Origin of the sequence: Peribacillus sp. FSL E2-0218 (assembly GCF_037992945.1) — a bacterium.
GTDB classification, from domain to species: Bacteria; Bacillota; Bacilli; order Bacillales; family DSM-1321; genus Peribacillus; species Peribacillus simplex_B.
On the sequence record NZ_CP150304.1, the window covers coordinates 1,164,284 to 1,181,417 of the forward strand.

16 protein-coding genes and 1 riboswitch are annotated in these 17,134 nt (G+C 42.8%); of the genes, 10 read left to right on the forward strand and 6 right to left on the reverse strand.

Annotation, left to right across the window (positions count from 1 at the left end; genetic code table 11):
* Positions 1-39 precede the first annotated feature (39 nt).
* Complete coding sequence (locus MHI53_RS05560; protein WP_340372963.1) at positions 40-1,497, reverse strand: SulP family inorganic anion transporter; 1,458 nt, start codon at positions 1,495-1,497, stop codon at positions 40-42.
* 684 nt (positions 1,498-2,181) lie between these two features.
* Positions 2,182-2,272: riboswitch (cyclic di-GMP riboswitch) on the reverse strand.
* Positions 2,273-3,119: 847 nt separating this feature from the next.
* Positions 3,120-4,331 carry an MFS transporter gene (locus tag MHI53_RS05565; RefSeq protein ID WP_340372964.1) on the reverse strand — a complete coding sequence of 404 codons (1,212 nt, stop codon included), beginning with the start codon at positions 4,329-4,331 and terminating at the stop codon, positions 3,120-3,122.
* 191 nt (positions 4,332-4,522) lie between these two features.
* Here MHI53_RS05565 and MHI53_RS05570 point away from each other — a divergent pair, with 191 nt between their 5' ends.
* Positions 4,523-5,830, forward strand: a complete 1,308-nt coding sequence (locus MHI53_RS05570; RefSeq protein WP_340372965.1) for a citrate:proton symporter — start codon at positions 4,523-4,525, stop codon at positions 5,828-5,830.
* A 167-nt stretch (positions 5,831-5,997) separates the two neighbouring features.
* On the forward strand, positions 5,998-6,630 hold the full coding sequence (locus tag MHI53_RS05575; protein WP_061143735.1) for a superoxide dismutase family protein: 633 nt from the start codon (positions 5,998-6,000) through the stop codon (positions 6,628-6,630).
* 389 nt (positions 6,631-7,019) lie between these two features.
* Here MHI53_RS05575 and MHI53_RS05580 read toward each other — a convergent pair whose 3' ends face one another.
* On the reverse strand, positions 7,020-7,985 hold the full coding sequence (locus tag MHI53_RS05580; protein WP_340372966.1) for a rhodanese-related sulfurtransferase: 966 nt from the start codon (positions 7,983-7,985) through the stop codon (positions 7,020-7,022).
* 141 nt (positions 7,986-8,126) lie between these two features.
* On the opposite strand from MHI53_RS05580, the gene MHI53_RS05585 reads away from it, so the two are divergent.
* Both MHI53_RS05585 and MHI53_RS05590 read left to right on the forward strand, forming a co-directional pair.
* Positions 8,127-9,188, forward strand: a complete 1,062-nt coding sequence (locus tag MHI53_RS05585) for a nitronate monooxygenase (RefSeq protein ID WP_340372967.1) — start codon at positions 8,127-8,129, stop codon at positions 9,186-9,188.
* A complete protein-coding gene (locus MHI53_RS05590) occupies positions 9,160-9,615 on the forward strand; it encodes a GNAT family N-acetyltransferase (RefSeq protein ID WP_340373649.1) in 456 nt (151 codons plus the stop codon). The genes MHI53_RS05585 and MHI53_RS05590 overlap by 29 nt, the downstream gene beginning before the upstream one ends.
* Before the next feature lie 599 nt (positions 9,616-10,214).
* Here the strand turns inward: MHI53_RS05590 and MHI53_RS05595 are convergent.
* Positions 10,215-10,631 (reverse strand): MarR family winged helix-turn-helix transcriptional regulator, encoded by a 417-nt coding sequence (locus MHI53_RS05595; protein WP_061143740.1) that lies wholly within the window; start codon positions 10,629-10,631, stop codon positions 10,215-10,217.
* A gap of 192 nt (positions 10,632-10,823) precedes the next feature.
* Between MHI53_RS05595 and MHI53_RS05600 the strand changes: the two genes are divergently transcribed.
* Positions 10,824-11,003: a hypothetical protein gene (locus MHI53_RS05600; RefSeq protein ID WP_340372968.1), complete on the forward strand. Its 180-nt coding sequence runs from the start codon at positions 10,824-10,826 to the stop codon at positions 11,001-11,003.
* Positions 11,004-11,036: 33 nt separating this feature from the next.
* Here MHI53_RS05600 and MHI53_RS05605 read toward each other — a convergent pair whose 3' ends face one another.
* Entirely contained in the window at positions 11,037-11,240 is a 204-nt protein-coding gene (locus MHI53_RS05605) for a hypothetical protein (RefSeq protein WP_081092527.1), read from the reverse strand.
* Positions 11,241-11,416: 176 nt separating this feature from the next.
* Here MHI53_RS05605 and ytvI point away from each other — a divergent pair, with 176 nt between their 5' ends.
* The gene (gene ytvI, locus MHI53_RS05610; RefSeq protein ID WP_340372969.1) at positions 11,417-12,412 is read left to right on the forward strand and encodes a sporulation integral membrane protein YtvI; all 996 of its coding nucleotides are present in this window, start codon (positions 11,417-11,419) and stop codon (positions 12,410-12,412) included.
* Positions 12,413-12,759: 347 nt separating this feature from the next.
* Here ytvI and MHI53_RS05615 read toward each other — a convergent pair whose 3' ends face one another.
* Positions 12,760-14,109 (reverse strand): hemolysin family protein, encoded by a 1,350-nt coding sequence (locus MHI53_RS05615; protein ID WP_061143744.1) that lies wholly within the window; start codon positions 14,107-14,109, stop codon positions 12,760-12,762.
* A 562-nt stretch (positions 14,110-14,671) separates the two neighbouring features.
* Here MHI53_RS05615 and MHI53_RS05620 point away from each other — a divergent pair.
* From MHI53_RS05620 to MHI53_RS05635, 4 genes are all read left to right on the forward strand, one after another.
* Complete coding sequence (locus MHI53_RS05620) at positions 14,672-15,244, forward strand: YitT family protein (RefSeq protein ID WP_311316491.1); 573 nt, start codon at positions 14,672-14,674, stop codon at positions 15,242-15,244.
* 94 nt (positions 15,245-15,338) lie between these two features.
* Positions 15,339-16,052 carry a FixH family protein gene (locus tag MHI53_RS05625; RefSeq protein WP_340372970.1) on the forward strand — a complete coding sequence of 238 codons (714 nt, stop codon included), beginning with the start codon at positions 15,339-15,341 and terminating at the stop codon, positions 16,050-16,052.
* Positions 16,053-16,168: 116 nt separating this feature from the next.
* The gene (locus MHI53_RS05630) at positions 16,169-16,342 is read left to right on the forward strand and encodes an Lmo0850 family protein (protein WP_340372971.1); all 174 of its coding nucleotides are present in this window, start codon (positions 16,169-16,171) and stop codon (positions 16,340-16,342) included.
* A 156-nt stretch (positions 16,343-16,498) separates the two neighbouring features.
* Positions 16,499-17,131 (forward strand): DedA family protein, encoded by a 633-nt coding sequence (locus tag MHI53_RS05635; RefSeq protein WP_340372972.1) that lies wholly within the window; start codon positions 16,499-16,501, stop codon positions 17,129-17,131.
* Positions 17,132-17,134 lie beyond the last annotated feature (3 nt).

Here is a 17,134-nt window from a genome sequence, read left to right on the forward strand (position 1 = left end):
CGGTTTTGAAAAGGTTCTATTCGCCAGCAAGATCGTTCTTCAGGATATTTTACTAATGGATGTGGCAAGTTTATCAAGCAATAAGGAGCTTTCCAGATCGAGGCCCTGTACATGTACGGAAATGCCTTGTTGCTGATATTTATGGACAACCGTATCGACAGCAGCGACCGCAGAAGCATCCCATATTTTTGAATGGGAAAAATCAATGATGATCGCATCTGCATCATCATTAACATCGAATTTTGAAACAAAGTCCTGCACCGAAGCAAAAAAGATTTGTCCTCGAATCTCGTAAATCATTTTTTTATTGATTATGTCTGCCGTTTTTTCAACCGTCACCTTGGATATCTTGGCCGAGAAGAAAATCATGCTCAAGAGCACCCCGGCAAAAACCCCTTTCGACAAATCATGTGTATAAAGGACGATGAGGACTGTTACAATCATCACGGCTGCATCCGTCTTTGGCGCTATCTTGATCCTCTTTAATGAAGACCAGTCAAATGTCCCGATGGAAACCATGATCATGACAGCAACGAGTGCAGCCATGGGGATTTTTATAAGGACGCCATTCAATGCGACAATCAATACCATAAGGAAGGCGCCTGCCACAAATGTGGAAAGCCTGCCTCTCCCTCCGGACTTGATGTTGATTCCGGATTGCCCGATCATCGCACATCCCGCCATCCCGCCAAAACATCCGGCGATGACATTGCCTATGCCCTGACCCTTAGCTTCCAGATTTTTATTGCTTGGCGTGTCTGTCAGCTCATCGACTATTTGGGCCGTCAACAATGATTCGAGAAGTCCTACAAACGCAAGAGCAATGGAATAAGGAAAAATGATGGCCAAAGTCTCGAATGTCAAAGGGACGTCCGGAAGCATGAGTATGGGGAGTGCTTCGGTCAATTGCCCCATATCCCCAACCGTACGTACCGTCGCCCCGGTGGATATGGCGGCGATCGTCATCAATACGATGGCAACGAGGGGGGAAGGGATGGCCTTCGTAAGCAGCGGAAAAAGATAAATGATCGCTAATGATACGGCGGTCATGACATACATGATCCAAGATTCACCTGCGAAATGGGTAAGCTGTGCAGTGAAAATCAATATGGCTAAAGAATTCACAAAACCAGTCATGACTGGTTTGGGGATGAATTTCATTAATTTCCCGATTTTAAAGGCACCGAGTATAATTTGCAGCAAACCAGTCAATATCGTTGCAGCAAGTAAATAGTTTAGGCCATGATCTTTCACAAGGTCGACCATGACGAGTGCCGTTGCTCCAGTGGCAGCAGAGATCATTCCCGGCCTTCCGCCGACAAAAGAGATGACGATGGCAATGCAGAATGAGGCGTATAGACCGACCATTGGGTCAACACCAGCAATGATCGAAAACGCAATGGCCTCCGGGATCAATGCCAAGGCAACGACAATACCCGAAAGAACATCGCCGCGGACGTTGCCGAACCATTCTTGTTTGTATGCAGATATATTCATGAAATGCTCCTTTTACTTTACAAATGTTTGCTATTTTTTAACGCTCTAAATTATAGCATGAGACCCTCTTTCAATCTAATGGTAATTGATTTGAAAGTCCTGTGGTATCAGGGGGATGACATCATTAATGAGGCGGGGCAAATCACGTTGGAGGTAAAGGATAGGAGTTTACGGAGGAGACAATCCCTCGTTCGTTATTGAAGCGGGTGTATGGATGAAACAAGGGGTGCTTCATGCAGATAAGTGAAAAGCTATCACCTTATAAAAGGTATTAAGATTGATAGAAATAGCTTGTTGAATGGCAAGTAGGTTAGGTTTTACCTAAAAACATTCCCCTCCTGACACCTGACTTGAATCTGGTGCAGCATCAACGTAAGAAAGGAAGGGAACAGTCAGGGTATAAGGGATCATTCCTCATGCTTGATGCTGGACTTGCATATTGGGCATGACACTTCCTTATAATGTTTGAACGTGATTTTTCGAAGGTCGCTTCTGGTCAGTATGGCAAAAACATGATATCTTTTGCCGCATGCACACGTATTTTTGTCTTTAACGATGTGCCGCTCATCCGTATTAGCTGAATAAATGGTTGGAAAAAACATATAAAACCCTCTTTTTTTTAATGTTAGGCAAATTAAAAAAGGGGCAAGAAATAAATAATTAAACAATCTAATCAAGATAAATCTTGGCGGCCCGGCTGCCATGACAACTAAGTCGTTGGTTTAGGCCCGTGGCTTTGCGTCTTTTATTTTCATAAAATTTGCCTATTTAATTATTTTAACATAAAATGACAAGCGATTATGAAAGGATGAGTAAATACTTTGTTCAATGACACGTCTGCATGCTACTTGAACCTCTCTTTACAAGGAGTGCAGGTAATTTCCTCCATGGGCTTGAAAACAACTCGCTTCAAATCTTTTTTCTCGACTAACCGTCGATAATTATGGATAATGCCACATTCGCAATAACGCTGATTTTTGATGATGTGTACTTTTGAATAAAATGTGAAAGTCGGGTACATGATTAGCTCCTTATAAGTGGGTATAATATACTGGGTATATTATACTACTTTCGAGCGGTTCTTGAGAACTGATTTTATAGGAATATGGTATTTAAACGAAGTAGCATAGTGGATTCTTTGAAGGATTTTCAGCGGTTTTTATCACTGCAATGACTGGACTTCACATTCATTTTACATGTATAAGTTTCTTTTACTTGAAAAATCTTGTCCGTCTCATTGCACTGCACTTTTGCATTGACCTAATATAATTCCCGTAGACCATACAAAAAACTCGCGAGTAAAGCTATCTATGTCGCGAAAAAAGTTCTCCATTTAAGGAGAAAGCTGCTGAAAAAACGAGACGCGCACCCAATTCGAGAGTAAAACAGCAAACCCCCAGAGTAAGGAGCCCAGACTCAAAGAAAACGGCTGTATTTTTGCAAACGAAGGATCCGATAGAAAAGATGTGATACGCGAAGAAAGGTTATATGAACTGTTTTATTGAGGGGAGTGGAAACTAAAGAAGAGGCTGCCTGAAAAATACAGGCAGCCTCTTCTTAAAGTGGAGTAGTTTTCATTATAAAGTCCACTTTAGTTGGGAAGCAGGCGCTTATAGTAAGCATTAGTGGGAACGGGCCAACTCTGGGTTACGGTGCATCGCGAAATAAAGGACCAGTCCGGCGATAAGGAGCAATGTGCTGGTCGTGATGAAAACAGCGGAGAATCCATAGAAGCCAGCGACCATTCCGCCCATTGCAGGTCCGATGATATTGCCTAAAAATCGAAGACTTGTATTGTATCCGAGTACTTCCCCTTGCATGGATACGGGCGCTTCCTGGCGGATATACGCGATCCTTACCGGGATGATGCCGCCTATGGCTATGCCTAATAGGAATCGGACAAAAACGAGCTGCCAAAACTGATCGATGAAAGCGCCGGGCAAGTAAACGAGTGCTGTCAGAAAAAGTAGCAGCACAAGGATTTTCACATGACCGTGCCTGTCGCCAATTTTGCCCCAATGACGCGCCATCAGTAGATTTCCCAGTCCTGCCGCGGAAAAGGCGATCCCAGAATAAAATCCTAGATTCGAAGTCCCGTGCAGCTCGCCGACGTACAAAGAAAGAATCGGCTGGATGCTGAAGTGGGCAACTTGAACAAGTGTTGAAATGAGCATGATATTGACGAGAATTGGGTTGCGCAGGATATGAGAGAGAACCTCCCTGCTTGTGTAGCTCGATTTTGTTCCCTGCTGCCGTTCCATTTGGTATTCCTTCGTTGCAATGACAAGAAGGCCAGAAATGAAAATGGTGATCGAGGTGAACTTAAAGGCAGTGGAGTAGCCGACGGTGTCGGCAAGGATGCCTCCAAGCAATGGACCGAAAAGCGAGCCAGTTATATTCCCCGTTTGCAGCGTCCCGAGTACGCGGCCAGCAATTTCTTTCGGAGTCTGGGTCGAAATGAAGGCCTGTGACATTGAAATGAAGCCAGTGAATATCCCCGTGAACATCCTTAAAATGAATAGCTGCCAAACATTTTCAACGAATCCCATCAAGAAAATGGACAGTCCCATCCCGAAGGCACAGGCGATCAAGATTTTCTTTCTGCCATACCGATCGCCAATTCGTCCCCAAACCGGAGAAAATAAAAAAGCAGTCACAAAGGTGATTCCGAATGTCCACCCTGACCAATGCTGGATATATTGTGTCGAATAATTGCCGAATGTACCAATGTATAAAGAGATGAATGGAAGAACCATCGTCATGCTGCCGCCGATGAAGAAGTTGGCGAACCACATGATGGACAAGTTTCGTTTAGCTATTTGATGTTGTTTCATTTTACACTCAACACTTCTTTCCTCAGAAAATACTTCGGGTTCCTAAATAATAGTATACAGAATTTAACTAATTTATTAAATGATTTTGCTTTTTGTACAGAAAAACAGGTTTTGTAATGAATGAACGGATGTTATAATTTTAAAATGTTTAATTTTTCAGAAAATTAAAATTTGGTGGAAGGGGTTTTAAATTGTTAACTATTCTGGGGTTTTGCATGATTGTTACGTTCCTTGTCTTGGTCATCACAAAGCGATTATCGGTCGTCGTGGCTTTTATCTTCACGGCAATCGCCTTTGGTTTGATAGGCGGTTTTGCCTCCGAGATGGGAGATATGATGGTGGCAGGGATACTAAAGGTGGCACCAACAGCGGTGATGATCGTTTTTGCCATATTATATTTTGGTTTGATGATTGACGTTGGATTGTTTCAGCCCATGATTGGGAAAATCTTGAGCTATGTAAAAGGAGATCCGCTAAAAGTTGTCATGGCAACGGCCATCATTACGATATTGGTAGGCCTGGATGGAGACGGTTCTTCTACCTTCATGATCAGCGTTTCGGCCATGCTGCCGCTTTATCTGAAACTGGGGATGAATAGACTTGTCTTGGCCTGTGTCGTCGGCTTAGGAGCGGGTGTCATGAATATGATACCTTGGGGAGGACCCTTGGTCAGAGCGGCAGCCAGCCTTCAGGTTGAAGTATCGGATTTATTCATTCCGCTCATTCCCGTCATGATTTGCGGATTATTATGGACGCTTTTTTCAGCATATATCCTCGGTAAAAAGGAAAGGGAGAGGTTGGGGGTCAGTATGTTGGAGACGAACCTGCCGCCTGGAATGAGTGAACAGGCCGCTGCCGTCGAAACCGGATCCGGAAAACAAGCCAAGTTATTTTGGTTTAACTGGCTGTTGACGATATTACTGATGGTCATGTTGGTGTTGGAAGTGCTTCCAATCCAAGTTTTATTTGCTTCGGCATTTGCCGTTGCTTTATTCGTTAACTTCCCGAATCCGAAAGAACAGCAGGAAAGACTACTAAGTCATGCCAATAGTTTCGTGCTGATTTGCACACTCATTTTTGCTGCAGGGATTTTTACGGGGGTATTCACGGAAACAAAGATGATGGACTCGATGGCTGCTACCATCGTAACAGTCATTCCGGATTGGCTAGGGGCACATCTGCCGCTCGTTGTGGCGCTTACAAGCCTGCCGATGGGATTCATTTTTTCACCTGATGCTTATTATTTTGGCATTTTGCCGATCATCAGTGAAACGGCATCGAACTTTGGCATTGCACCTGCAGAAATAGGAAGGGCCGCTTTGCTGGGGCATTCGACCACAGGGTTCCCATTATCTCCGCTGGTGCCTGCAACCTTCATATTGATTGGCCTTGTTGGTGTGGATTTTTCCGATCACCAAAAATTCCTGTTTAAGTGGGCGTTTGGGACAACCATCGTCATGACCATCGCAGCCATTGCCTTTGGCGTCATCCCTTTGTGATGGATGAGCCAATCAGCCTAGGATGTCCAAGTCTTGCCTGAGAAGTTAGTAAGGCATTTACCTTCACCATTTTAATCTATTTTACCATTTCACCCTCTTTCTGTTTATTCTTCCATATTAGTGGAAAACATTAGGATAGATGGATAACGGAAAGAGAGGGAATGATCATGAACTATAAACGAAAGCTTGTGCTGCCCATGTGTGCTGCCTTTTTACTTTATGGCTGCAATGCAGCGAATGATTCCAATCAGGGTGACAAAAATGTCGAGGACATGAATACGATAGGACAAGGAACCCAAACGGACGCGGATCCACAGGTGAAGGCGGAAGTTAAGGATGTGGAAGGGAAAACACTTGGCACCGTGAATTTTACCGAAGAAGGGAATGCAGTTTTGATCCAGACAGCTTTGGAAGGGCTTGAACCAGGCTACCACGGCTTTCATATTCATGAAAATGCGATTTGCGAAGCAGAGGCTAAGGATGGTCCATTCACTACAGCTGGAGGGCACTTCAATCCAACTGATGAAACGCACTCCCATCATGCGGGCGATATGCCTCCTTTATTTGTAAAAGAGGACGGCACGGCAAAATTTACGGCAACGCTGGATAACATGTCGATCGACCAATTGAAGAAGGAAGAGCTGGCAGTCATCGTTCATGCAAACCCAGACAACTTTGCCAATATTCCAGACCGCTATGAAGCCAATGGACAAGAAGGCCCTGATGAAGATACGTTGAAAACGGGAGATGCTGGCGATAGACAAGCTTGCGGGATAATTGTAAGCGCGGAAGAAAAATAACCATCATTGAAGCAAGGTGCAGGCAATAGGGCTTCGGAATGTTCCCATTCCGAAGCTTTTTGATTTTTATTCAGTTTTTTCTTTTATGTTTAAAGAAGGTTTTTCCTATATTGATATAGAAGTAAAAGAGGAAGTGCAGGGACAATTTAAGGAGAAAAAATTTTAGAGAATCCAATAAGTTGAGATGATCGAGAACATAGGTTTGATTTTGGCGAATAATTTTCGGAGCAAAATGGCATGGACTAGCAGGATAAAAATTTCACGGTTAAGGCGCGAAACCAACTAGTGAAACGCCCCATTCCAAAAAGCAAACTCACTGGAAAATGGTCGGTTTCAGCATAAAAAGAACCCGAATCAGGACCAATGTCCACAAATTCGGGTTCGATGAATCATTTTGCAGCAAGGCCGTCTTCGATCCGCTGCAATCTCTCAGCGACTTCTTCTTCAGAAAGACCATGTTCGACTATATAGCGGTTACGCGGGTGCACACGGCATTCGTGGGAACAGCTGCGCATATGTTTGTGCTCGTTTTCTTCACTGCAAAGGATTTTCTTGTTGCATTCAGGATTGGCACAATTGACATATCGCTCACACGGTTCACCTGAATAAATATCACGTCCGACGATGACATGTTCTTTTTGATTGATGGGAACGGCGATTCTTTCATCGAATACGTACATTTGACCATCCCAAAGGTCACCTTGGACTTCAGGGTCCTTTCCGTATGTCGCGATTCCGCCATGCAGCTGACCGACATCCTCAAAGCCTTCTTCGACAAGCCAGCCGGAGAATTTTTCACAACGGATGCCGCCTGTACAATACGTCAGGATTTTTTTGCCTTCAAACATTTGTTTATTTTCGCGGACCCAATCCGGAAGTTCACGGAAATTCGTGATATCGGGCTTGATAGCCCCCCTGAAATGGCCTAAATCAAACTCATAGTCATTTCTGGCATCAAGGACAATCGTATCTTCAGCTTGCATTTGCTCGAAAAATTCCTTTGGGCTCAAGTAGCGGCCCGTCGTCCGGTTCGGGTTAATGTCATCTTCCAAGCGGAGGGTGACAAGCTCATTACGCGGACGAACATGCATTTTCTTGAATGCGTGGCCATCGGCTTCATCGATTTTAAACACGATATCGGCAAAGCGGGAATCGCTTTTCATCATGTCCATATATTGATTGGTTTGTTCAACCGTACCTGAAACAGTCCCGTTGATTCCTTCCGTTGCCACGAGGATCCTGCCTTTTAATTCAAGAGCTTTACAGGCCGCAAGATGCTCGACTGCGAATTCTTCGTGATTCTCGATAGGTACATATAAATAATAAAGTAATACTCTATATGGTTTTGTTTCCATTTTTTTTTTACCACCTATGTTTTATATTTGCAAGATATAAAGGGTGATCATTTAGACACTTATCTCTTACAGACAATCATTATACCAAGAAAACGTAAAAATGATAAGAGCATGAATGAAAATCAAAAGGAGTTGTGTGGAATGTTCAAAGATTTATTGAGATATCCCATCATTCAAGCGCCTATGGCAGGAGGGGCATCGACTCCAAAGCTTGCAGCTGCTGTATCCAATGCGGGAGGGCTGGGATTTTTAGCAGGTGGTTATAAGACTGCAAAAGAGATGAAAGATGAGATAGAGCAAACCCGTCGTTTGACGGAGTTTCCTTTTGGCGTGAATGTTTTTGTACCGGGAAACGAAGCAATTGATGAAACAGCAGTGGCCGCCTACCGTTCAAGAATCGAAAATGCTGCCAGAAGTGTGGGCGCCACCGTCGGCTACGGAGCCGGTGATGATGATGATTGGGTAAATAAATTGGCTGTATTGAAAGAAATCAAGGTCGATTTCATCAGTTTTACCTTTGGGTGTCCTGAATCCCGTGTATTAAGGAACCTTCAAGGCACTGGTGCCCTCATTGCCGTGACCGTAACCAACCTTCAGGAAGCAAAAAAAGCGGCAGATGCCGGTGCCGACGTTTTATGTGTGCAAGGGATGGAGGCAGGGGGGCATCGAGCCAGCTTTGAAAACAGGACAGAAGACGATTATGGCCTGTTGGTATTAATAAGGATGATTGAAAATGAACTGAACTTGCCGCTCATTGCTGCGGGAGGATTGATGCATGGGAAGGATATCGCTGCGGTGCTCGCTGCGGGAGCAATGGCGGCACAATTGGGGACGGCATTCCTTCGCTGCCCAGAAAGCGGGGCAAGTCCAGTCCATAAGGCAGCACTCAATGATCCGCGATTTAACCGAACTGCAGTTACCCGGGCTTTTAGCGGCAGGAGGGCACGCGGGTTGGTGAACCACTTTATGGAGGTGAATGATCACGCTGCACCAGCCGCCTATCCATTTGTCCATCACATGACCAAGCAAATGAGGAAAGTGGCAGGGCAGAAAGGCAATCCTGAATTGATGGCTTTATGGGCAGGACAAGGGTATAAGCTTAGCAGGGAAATTCCTGCCGCTGAATTGGTCGAGCTTCTAATGGAAGAGCTAAAATGGGGAGGAGTGGATGGAGATGGAGATAAGGCAGTTATTCATCGGTGAGTCCCCGCCGCTGCACCTGTTGCTTTTGGCAGATCCATCAAAGGAAATGGTAGAGGATTACTTGGGTAAAGGGATATGCTTTGTTGCAGAGCGAGACAAGCAAATCCTCGGCGTGTATGTTTTGCTGCAAAAAGGAACGGATATGATGGAGATAAAAAATATCGCAGTGGATGAAAAGCATCATGGAAAAGGAATTGGGAGACAATTGATTGGGCATGCCATTGGCTACGCAAGGGAGCAAGGGTATAAATTGATGGAAATCGGCACAGGGAATTCGAGTATTGGACAGCTTGCTTTATACCAAAAATGCGGATTTAGAATAGTTGGCGTCGATCGAGACTTTTTTACTAAACATTATTCCGAGGCGTTGTATGAAAATGGAATTCAGTGCCGTGATATGGTTCGCTTGTCACGAAACATTATGTGAACGGCCATTTTGGATACGACGAAGGAGGAGGGACCAGAAAACATGAGCCTATCTAGATACCGATAGGTCCGACTCGTTCAAAAAGGAAGGATAACATGGTTGAGAAAATTGACGCGAGGAATTCCGTCTTGCTGCTAAAATCCATTCCATCCTTGCAAGGGAGCTGCAACTGGACGATACAGCTAGCTCCGCAACTTTTTGAAAAACTTTCAGTTACTATGGAGTATCCAAAGAACCCAGGTGCTTTGATCAGTAGAGGGTTAACGGATAGAAACAGACGGTTTCCGGAATAATTCTGGGAACTGTCTGTCTTTTTATGGGAAATGGTCATGAAAAACGCCATCTGAATAAAAAATAAATACGATTTTTCGTAAAATGCTGCAGCATGCAAGTTGAAGTGAGCTTGCATCATCGCTGACACGTGTTGGTAAACGTAAACAACAGCAGCCAGCAGTGAATCAATACTAATTGAATCGCTGCATGCCGGGGGATGGAGCATGGCTTCGATTTATCCTTCATAGAAGCAATCCGAGTTTGGAAAAAGGCTTGGCAATGGTTTCATGCATCTTAGAAAGATAACTTACGAATAGACGGTGATTTCAATTTCTTATATTATTGAGAATTTTAAGGACGGTCTGAAAAAATAACTCCTGTTCTTCTTCCGTGATCCCCTCCAAGGCTTTTCCTTCAATCTTTTCTGCAATTTTAAGGCATTTAGTATGTACTTCCTTGCCCCGGGGAGTCAGTTCGATTCTTTTTTCCTGTTCATCTTTTCCTGGAACTTGCTTAATCATATTATTTTGTTCCATGCTGTTGACCGAACGGGTGATGATGACACTATCTACATCCAAGTAATTGCAAATATCGGGTATGGTGGAATATCCACAATTCTTTAAATAATTCAAGATTGTCCACTGATTATGATAAATTTCAAGGGCTGTGATTTGCTCATTCATTTTGCTGACTAATGATCGGGAAACTTGTAAATATTGATGAAATAATTGAGTAGGGTTCATATGATTCTCCTTTATAATGGTCGACCAATCCATTATATTCTTTAATTCTTAAAAGTCTATTGTAAAGAATCATTCATTTCAGTCAATGTTTATTTTTGGAATAAAAACACGAACGGGGGACGAGAATGGCGGTGGAATTGAATTTGATGGAAGTCCAATCTCCTGAATCATGACAAAATGGAGCTTAACGAAGTGAAAACTGGAAAAAATGCGGGCGAATATTATTTTTTTGCTGGCTCGGTCGGCGAAATGGGCTTGGGGGTCATTACAAGTGCTTCGCAGGGGCCTGGATTTCTTTTCTGCAAGAAATGTAAGGCTCCAGAAGAGGCAGGCTGCCTCAGGAAGATGATGATTGTGCTCTTGGGAGCATAAACCAAAACCAGCCTGTGATCGGCTGGTTTTGGTTTAAAACTTCTCGCTCGTGGAGCGATGCTTCGTTTCCTTTTTATTTCGTTCTTCTTGTCGTTCATATTTAATTTCATCGATGGGTAAATCTTCGATGGGCATGACGACTTGGTCACGTTCCAGCTGCTTTTCTTGATTTTCTTTGAATGCCTTGGATTTATCGTTACGCTCTTCAAGATACTTTTCCTTATCTTTGTTATCCACAGTCAATCCCTCCATCTCTTTGTAACTCTTTTTCCCTAAATTAAGAAAATAAAACGTGTATGCGAAATATATGTGACCCCGTTTCATAAATATAGAGAGAACAAGAAAGAGCAAGGAGGGTTTGCTCAGTGAATGTTGCTGATTTTTTTCGCTGGTTTTGGAGGGGGATTATCCTCTTGGGCATAATATTCATTATTCCTTATTCATGGGCTTTGATCTTGGCGTTACTCACTGCGATTCTTTTGGATGGATTGGTCCGGATGATTAGTGAAACGGCAAAGCTGCATCGATTATGGGCCGTCTTGATTTCATTCGTTTTATATGTAGGCAGTCTGCTTGGCATCACCTATTTTTCCTTCTCGGTTTTAATCAAAAAAATCATGGTCTATTCAGAGGAATTTCCTGAATTGATACGTCAAATGTATTTGACGGCGATATTGCCTGTCATAAGGCAATGGGAACAATATTCCCAAACGCTTCCGCCAAATCTCATCCAATCTGTGGAACAAACGATGGAAAAGGGCGTCAAGGCACTTGAGGGTTTCACGGAGGGCTTTGTTCAGGATATGGTCCAGTTCGTTACGCTAATTCCGGGTTTATTCATTGATTTGCTCATTTATTTAATCGCTTTATTCTTGATCAGTTTGGAATTGCCTAAGTTAAGGAAAAAGGGAGTCCAATACTTAAAGACTTCCACTTTTCAAAAAATATCGCTAGTTTATCATGATTTAAGCAATGCAGCAATTGGCTTCATCAAGGCACAGGTCCTTTTGAGTCTAATTACGTTCATCATGGCATATGGGGGGCTATGGTTGTTAAATGTGAAATATGCAATCCCTTTGGCTCTGTTAATTGTTGTCGTGGACATTCTCCCCATATTGGGTACGGGATCTGTTCTCGTTCCTTGGGCAGCCATCGTTTGGGCACAAGGAAATCATCATTTAGGGATTGGCCTGGTTATCCTGTTCCTGGTCATAACAATCGTAAGAAGGACGATCGAACCAAAAATCTATTCCGCAAATATGGGGTTGTCCCCATTGGCTTCATTGATAAGCCTTTATTTAGGTTTTAAAATGCTTGGCTTCGTCGGGCTTTTTCTTGGTCCTTCGCTGCTCATCGTTTATGATACGTTAAAGAAAGCAGGTGTCATCAAATCCAACTTTAAATTATGAAACAACGGTTAAAGATTTTTGGCGTGGTTTCTAATATCGGACATATCTTTTATTGCCCTGCCTTGGCCATGGCAATGAGAGCAATCCCGGGAAAAGAATTGAAGATAGCGGGTTTTACCTTTCCCTTTGCAGTGCTGGCAAATGGTTATTAGTTTCATAATTCTTCACTCCTTCATAAATATTGCTTTTCTAACAGTATGAAACAATAAAGGTTGAACTATACTCGTTGTACTCATTCAATCTTGATGGGGGTTTATTTTGTTTATAATATGCTGTTTATCATTTCATGTACCAATGAAACGAAAATACCCCCCGTGCCTCAACAAGATGAGGAACGGGGGGTATTTTCATGAAACGATTTCGGTTTGCGAAATCATCGGAAATTCTTTTACTTCGCTAACTATTTTTGCTGGTTTATATATTTCAATATAACGAATATGGTGATCTTCCATTTCTTTTATCCTAAAATTATAAGGTCCAAAAGTTAAGACATCACCTTGCTTTGCCTCGTAATTCTCGGTAAGGATCCAGCCGCCCATCGTATCGATGTCTTCATCATTTATATCCAAACCAAGTAAATCATTCACTTCGCTGACCAATACCTTCGCATCGATAATATAATGATCTTCTTTTAATTTGCGTACGTCGGGCACTTCATCCAGGTCGAATTCATCACGGATATCGCCAACGATTTCTTCGAGGATATCTTCAACGGTTACCAAACCTGATGTACCGCCGTATTCATCCATGAGGATAGCCATGTGGATACGTTCCTTTTGCATTTTTAAAAGTAAATCGTGAATCGGGATGCTATCGATGACGCGGATGATCGGACGAACATATCTGTTGATCGATGCAGCCGCATGATTGCTCTTGTCTATCATTTCAGTGAATAGTTCCTTGATATTGACCATTCCGATGACGTGATCTTTATCGCCATCGATGACAGGATAACGGGTGAAGTTGTCTTCCGCCATGACCGTGAAAAACTGTTCGATCGTATCATCCTTGGATATCGTTGCAATTTCAGTACGTGGAACCATGATTTCTTTTGCAATCCGATCATCGAATTCAAAGATCTTATTCACGTATTTAAACTCAGATTGGTTAATTTCGCCACTTTTATAGCTTTCGGAAACAATGATACGCAGCTCTTCTTCTGTATGAGCCAAATCATGTTCAGAAACCGCTTTTAATCCTAGCATTTTGGTCAGAGCCCTTGCAGAACCATTCAGTACCCAGATGAAAGGGTACATGATTTTGTTAAAGCCTATTAAAGGTTTGGAAACCAATAACGTGACCTGCTCCGCTTTTTGAATCGCCAATGTTTTCGGTGCCAGTTCCCCAACGACTACATGTATGAACGTTATGGAAGAAAAGGCAATCGCAACTGAGAGTACATGTGAAGCAGATTGAAGGTTTAATTGATTCAAAAGTGGTCGCAAAATGTTTTCAACCGTCGGTTCTCCAAGGAACCCGAGCCCTAAGGCCGTTACGGTAATGCCGAGCTGGCAAGTCGAAAGGTATTCATCCAGGTTGGATATGACCTTCCTTGCTGAAAGAGCATTCGGATTTCCTTCTTCAATTAATTGATCGACCCTCGTGCTTCTCACTTTAACGATCGCAAACTCCGTAGCAACAAAAAATGCTGTTAAAGCAATTAAAATGGCAATAATTACCAAGTTTAATATGTCCAAATAGTCTCCCTTACATCGTCTCCGAGACGAATAAGGAGTCCACCTCCTACATTTTTAAAATATACAAGTATATTTTTTTTGTCTTGCCAAATATTTTGGGACCGGTCGTACATAGCTTGAAGAGAATTATAGTGTATGCCGATAAGCGATGCGCAGACGGGAAATAGAAGAATTCCTGCATAATGGCTTGCATCCATTTATCAAAGGTATGCACATGTCCGTTACGCAAAGCAGCGTCCGTCCGTCAAAACGAACATTCTTTAATGCCCCATCAAATCACCTCAATTAATTAATTTAAATACTTTCATTATAGAAAGAGAACATCATTCAGTCAAACAGCTTACTGCTCCTTAAATCAGGTAAATTGCTTGTAAAGAGTCAATTTGAGCTAATAATTAGCCGTTTTTGGCTGTTTTCTCTACTTTATTGTATTATATGATGGAATATTCTGAAAATTAATGGGCTGATTCATAAATAATTGCAGTTTTCATTATTATTTGGACTGTATAATCATATTCTTAGAAGAAGGACAGGTTTTATGGCGTATAAAAGGGGGACATTGATGAAAATGATGGAAAGGATTGCGGCGGTTCTTGCCGGCAGCATGCTTGTAGGGGTGGGTATCAACTTCTTTCTGATACCCTATCATTTATTGGATGGAGGCATGATCGGGATTGGCCTGATTTTTCATTACTATATCGGACTTCCAACAGGGTTGGGGGTAATCCTCAGCAGTATTCCATTATATATATATGCTTGGTACTTTGAGAAAAAGCTATTTCTGAACAGCCTGCATGGGTTGTTATTTTCTTCTTTATGCATCGATATTTTTTCGGATGCCATCACCGGTTGGCATTTACCGATTTATGTTAGTGCTGTAATCGGGGGAGCGTTGATCGGGCTCGGAATTGGCTTGATGCTTCGGTATGGAACCTCTACAGGCGGAACGGATATGCTGGCACAGATCCTTTCGAGGAAGAGCGGACTGAATGTTGGTTTGCTGATTTTCTTCATTGATGGATGTGTTCTGCTTTTCGGGTTGAGTGTTGTAGGGACTTCCGTCTTTTTATATTCATTTTTAACGATCATTGCAGTAGCCATGCTGACTTCAGTCACCGTGATGCGAACGGCTTGATGTTAATTTACGTATAAAAATCTGAAAAAAGGAAAGGATGGGCAATATGAATAGGACGGAGTTTTAGTCCAATAACCGGTAAGGGGAAATACGAATGAAAAAAATCTATATGTGCTCCGCGTTGTTAATTATGCTGGCTGGCTGTCAACAGGCAGAAATGCAAGAGGATAAAGAAGTGAACAGTGCCGTTCCGGATTCCATGGAAGCATCGATCGCGATTAAAGGGAGTTTGGATAAAGGAAAGGAAGTCATTCTTGAAACGACAGTGAAACAAGGAAGCCGCTTAGTGAATGAAGCTGATGAGGTGTTATTTGAAGTGAGAAAGTCCGGACAAGACAAAAGGGAAATGTTGGATTCGAAAAATACGGGGAGCGGCAAGTATCAAGTGATGCATACGTTTACGGAGCAAGGGAAATATATTGTTATTGCCCATGTAACGGCCAAGGGCCTTCATGTGATGCCTGAAAAAGAAGTTGTCATCCCAGAACATGAGAATGAAAGTGCAACGGCTCATCCCAGTACGGATGTATCGATTGAGTTCCAAAGCAACCCTGTAAAGGCTGGCAGCAGCTCGACCTTTGCCGCGAGCGTAGAATTGGATGGGAAACCGCTGACAAATGCAGACGTGAATTTCGAGGTATGGAAGGATGGCAGCGAAGAAAGTCATTTCACCAGGGCTGAGGACGAAGGAAATGGGAGATATCAAAATAAGGTGTCATTCGTTGAACCGGGTACCTATAAAGTGCAGGTGCATGTCGAGAAAGATGAGGTCCACGAACACCAGTTGCAAACCATTCAAGTGAATTGAAAAATGAATAAGGATAACATGCTTTTTAGCTTAAATCGATTTTATAGGTTTTACCCATTATTAAAATGGGAAGGTAAAGAATAACGATACGATACAGCAGAAAGGGTGAGGTGAGCATGAAGAACCGAATCATCAATAAGTATAAGGATCTCGGGATTCATATTGAAAAAACGAAATCACGGCAGGAGATTTTCAACAATGTTTCGCAAACGGATTCATCCTTACTCACCACAGCTGCTTTTTTGCAATTCGTCCGAAAAACGGAGGCTAAAGGAATATTGATGCAATGAGAGACCGGAGCACATATTTGCTGGTCTTTTTTTTGTGCAATAATCTAGGCGGTACCGAGTATCGGGCAGAATATGAAAAACCGAATAGAACGCTGTGTCCCGAATAGGATATAAGGACAAACATTTTGAAATTGGTGTTAAGGGGAGTCCGATTGAATGGTATCACAGCTTATAATGACGATATTGAATTGGTTTGCCGGAATGGGGTATTTGGGCATATTATTGGGGCTGATGGTCGAAGTCATCCCGAGTGAGCTTGTTCTTGGATACGGCGGATATTTGGTAGGCTTAGGAAAAATGAATTTTTGGGGAGCCGTCCTTGCAGGGGTAGCAGGAGGGACGATGGCCCAGTTATTTCTTTATTGGGCTGGTTACTATGGCGGACGGCCTTTTTTGTTGAAGTATGGAAAATATATTTTAATAAAGGAAAAGCATATTTTTATGTCCGAACGTTGGTTTCAACGTTATGGGGTAGGGGTCATTTTCACGGCTCGATTCATCCCGGTTGTCCGCCATGCCATTTCCATCCCGGCAGGAATAGCCAGGATGTCCGTATGGAAATTCATCTTCTATACGATTGCGGCAGTCATACCCTGGACCATTTTGTTTTTATCCTTAGGAAAAATCCTCGGTGATAATTGGCAGCAAGTCAGGGAAATCACTGCGCCATATCTAATTCCGGCAGCAGGTTTTTCCTTTGTTTTCATCATGCTTTATATCATATGGAAAAGGAAGAGTCCTCCCCCGGTCGTATTGGTTAAAAAAATAGGTCGGTTTTCTGATAAATGAATA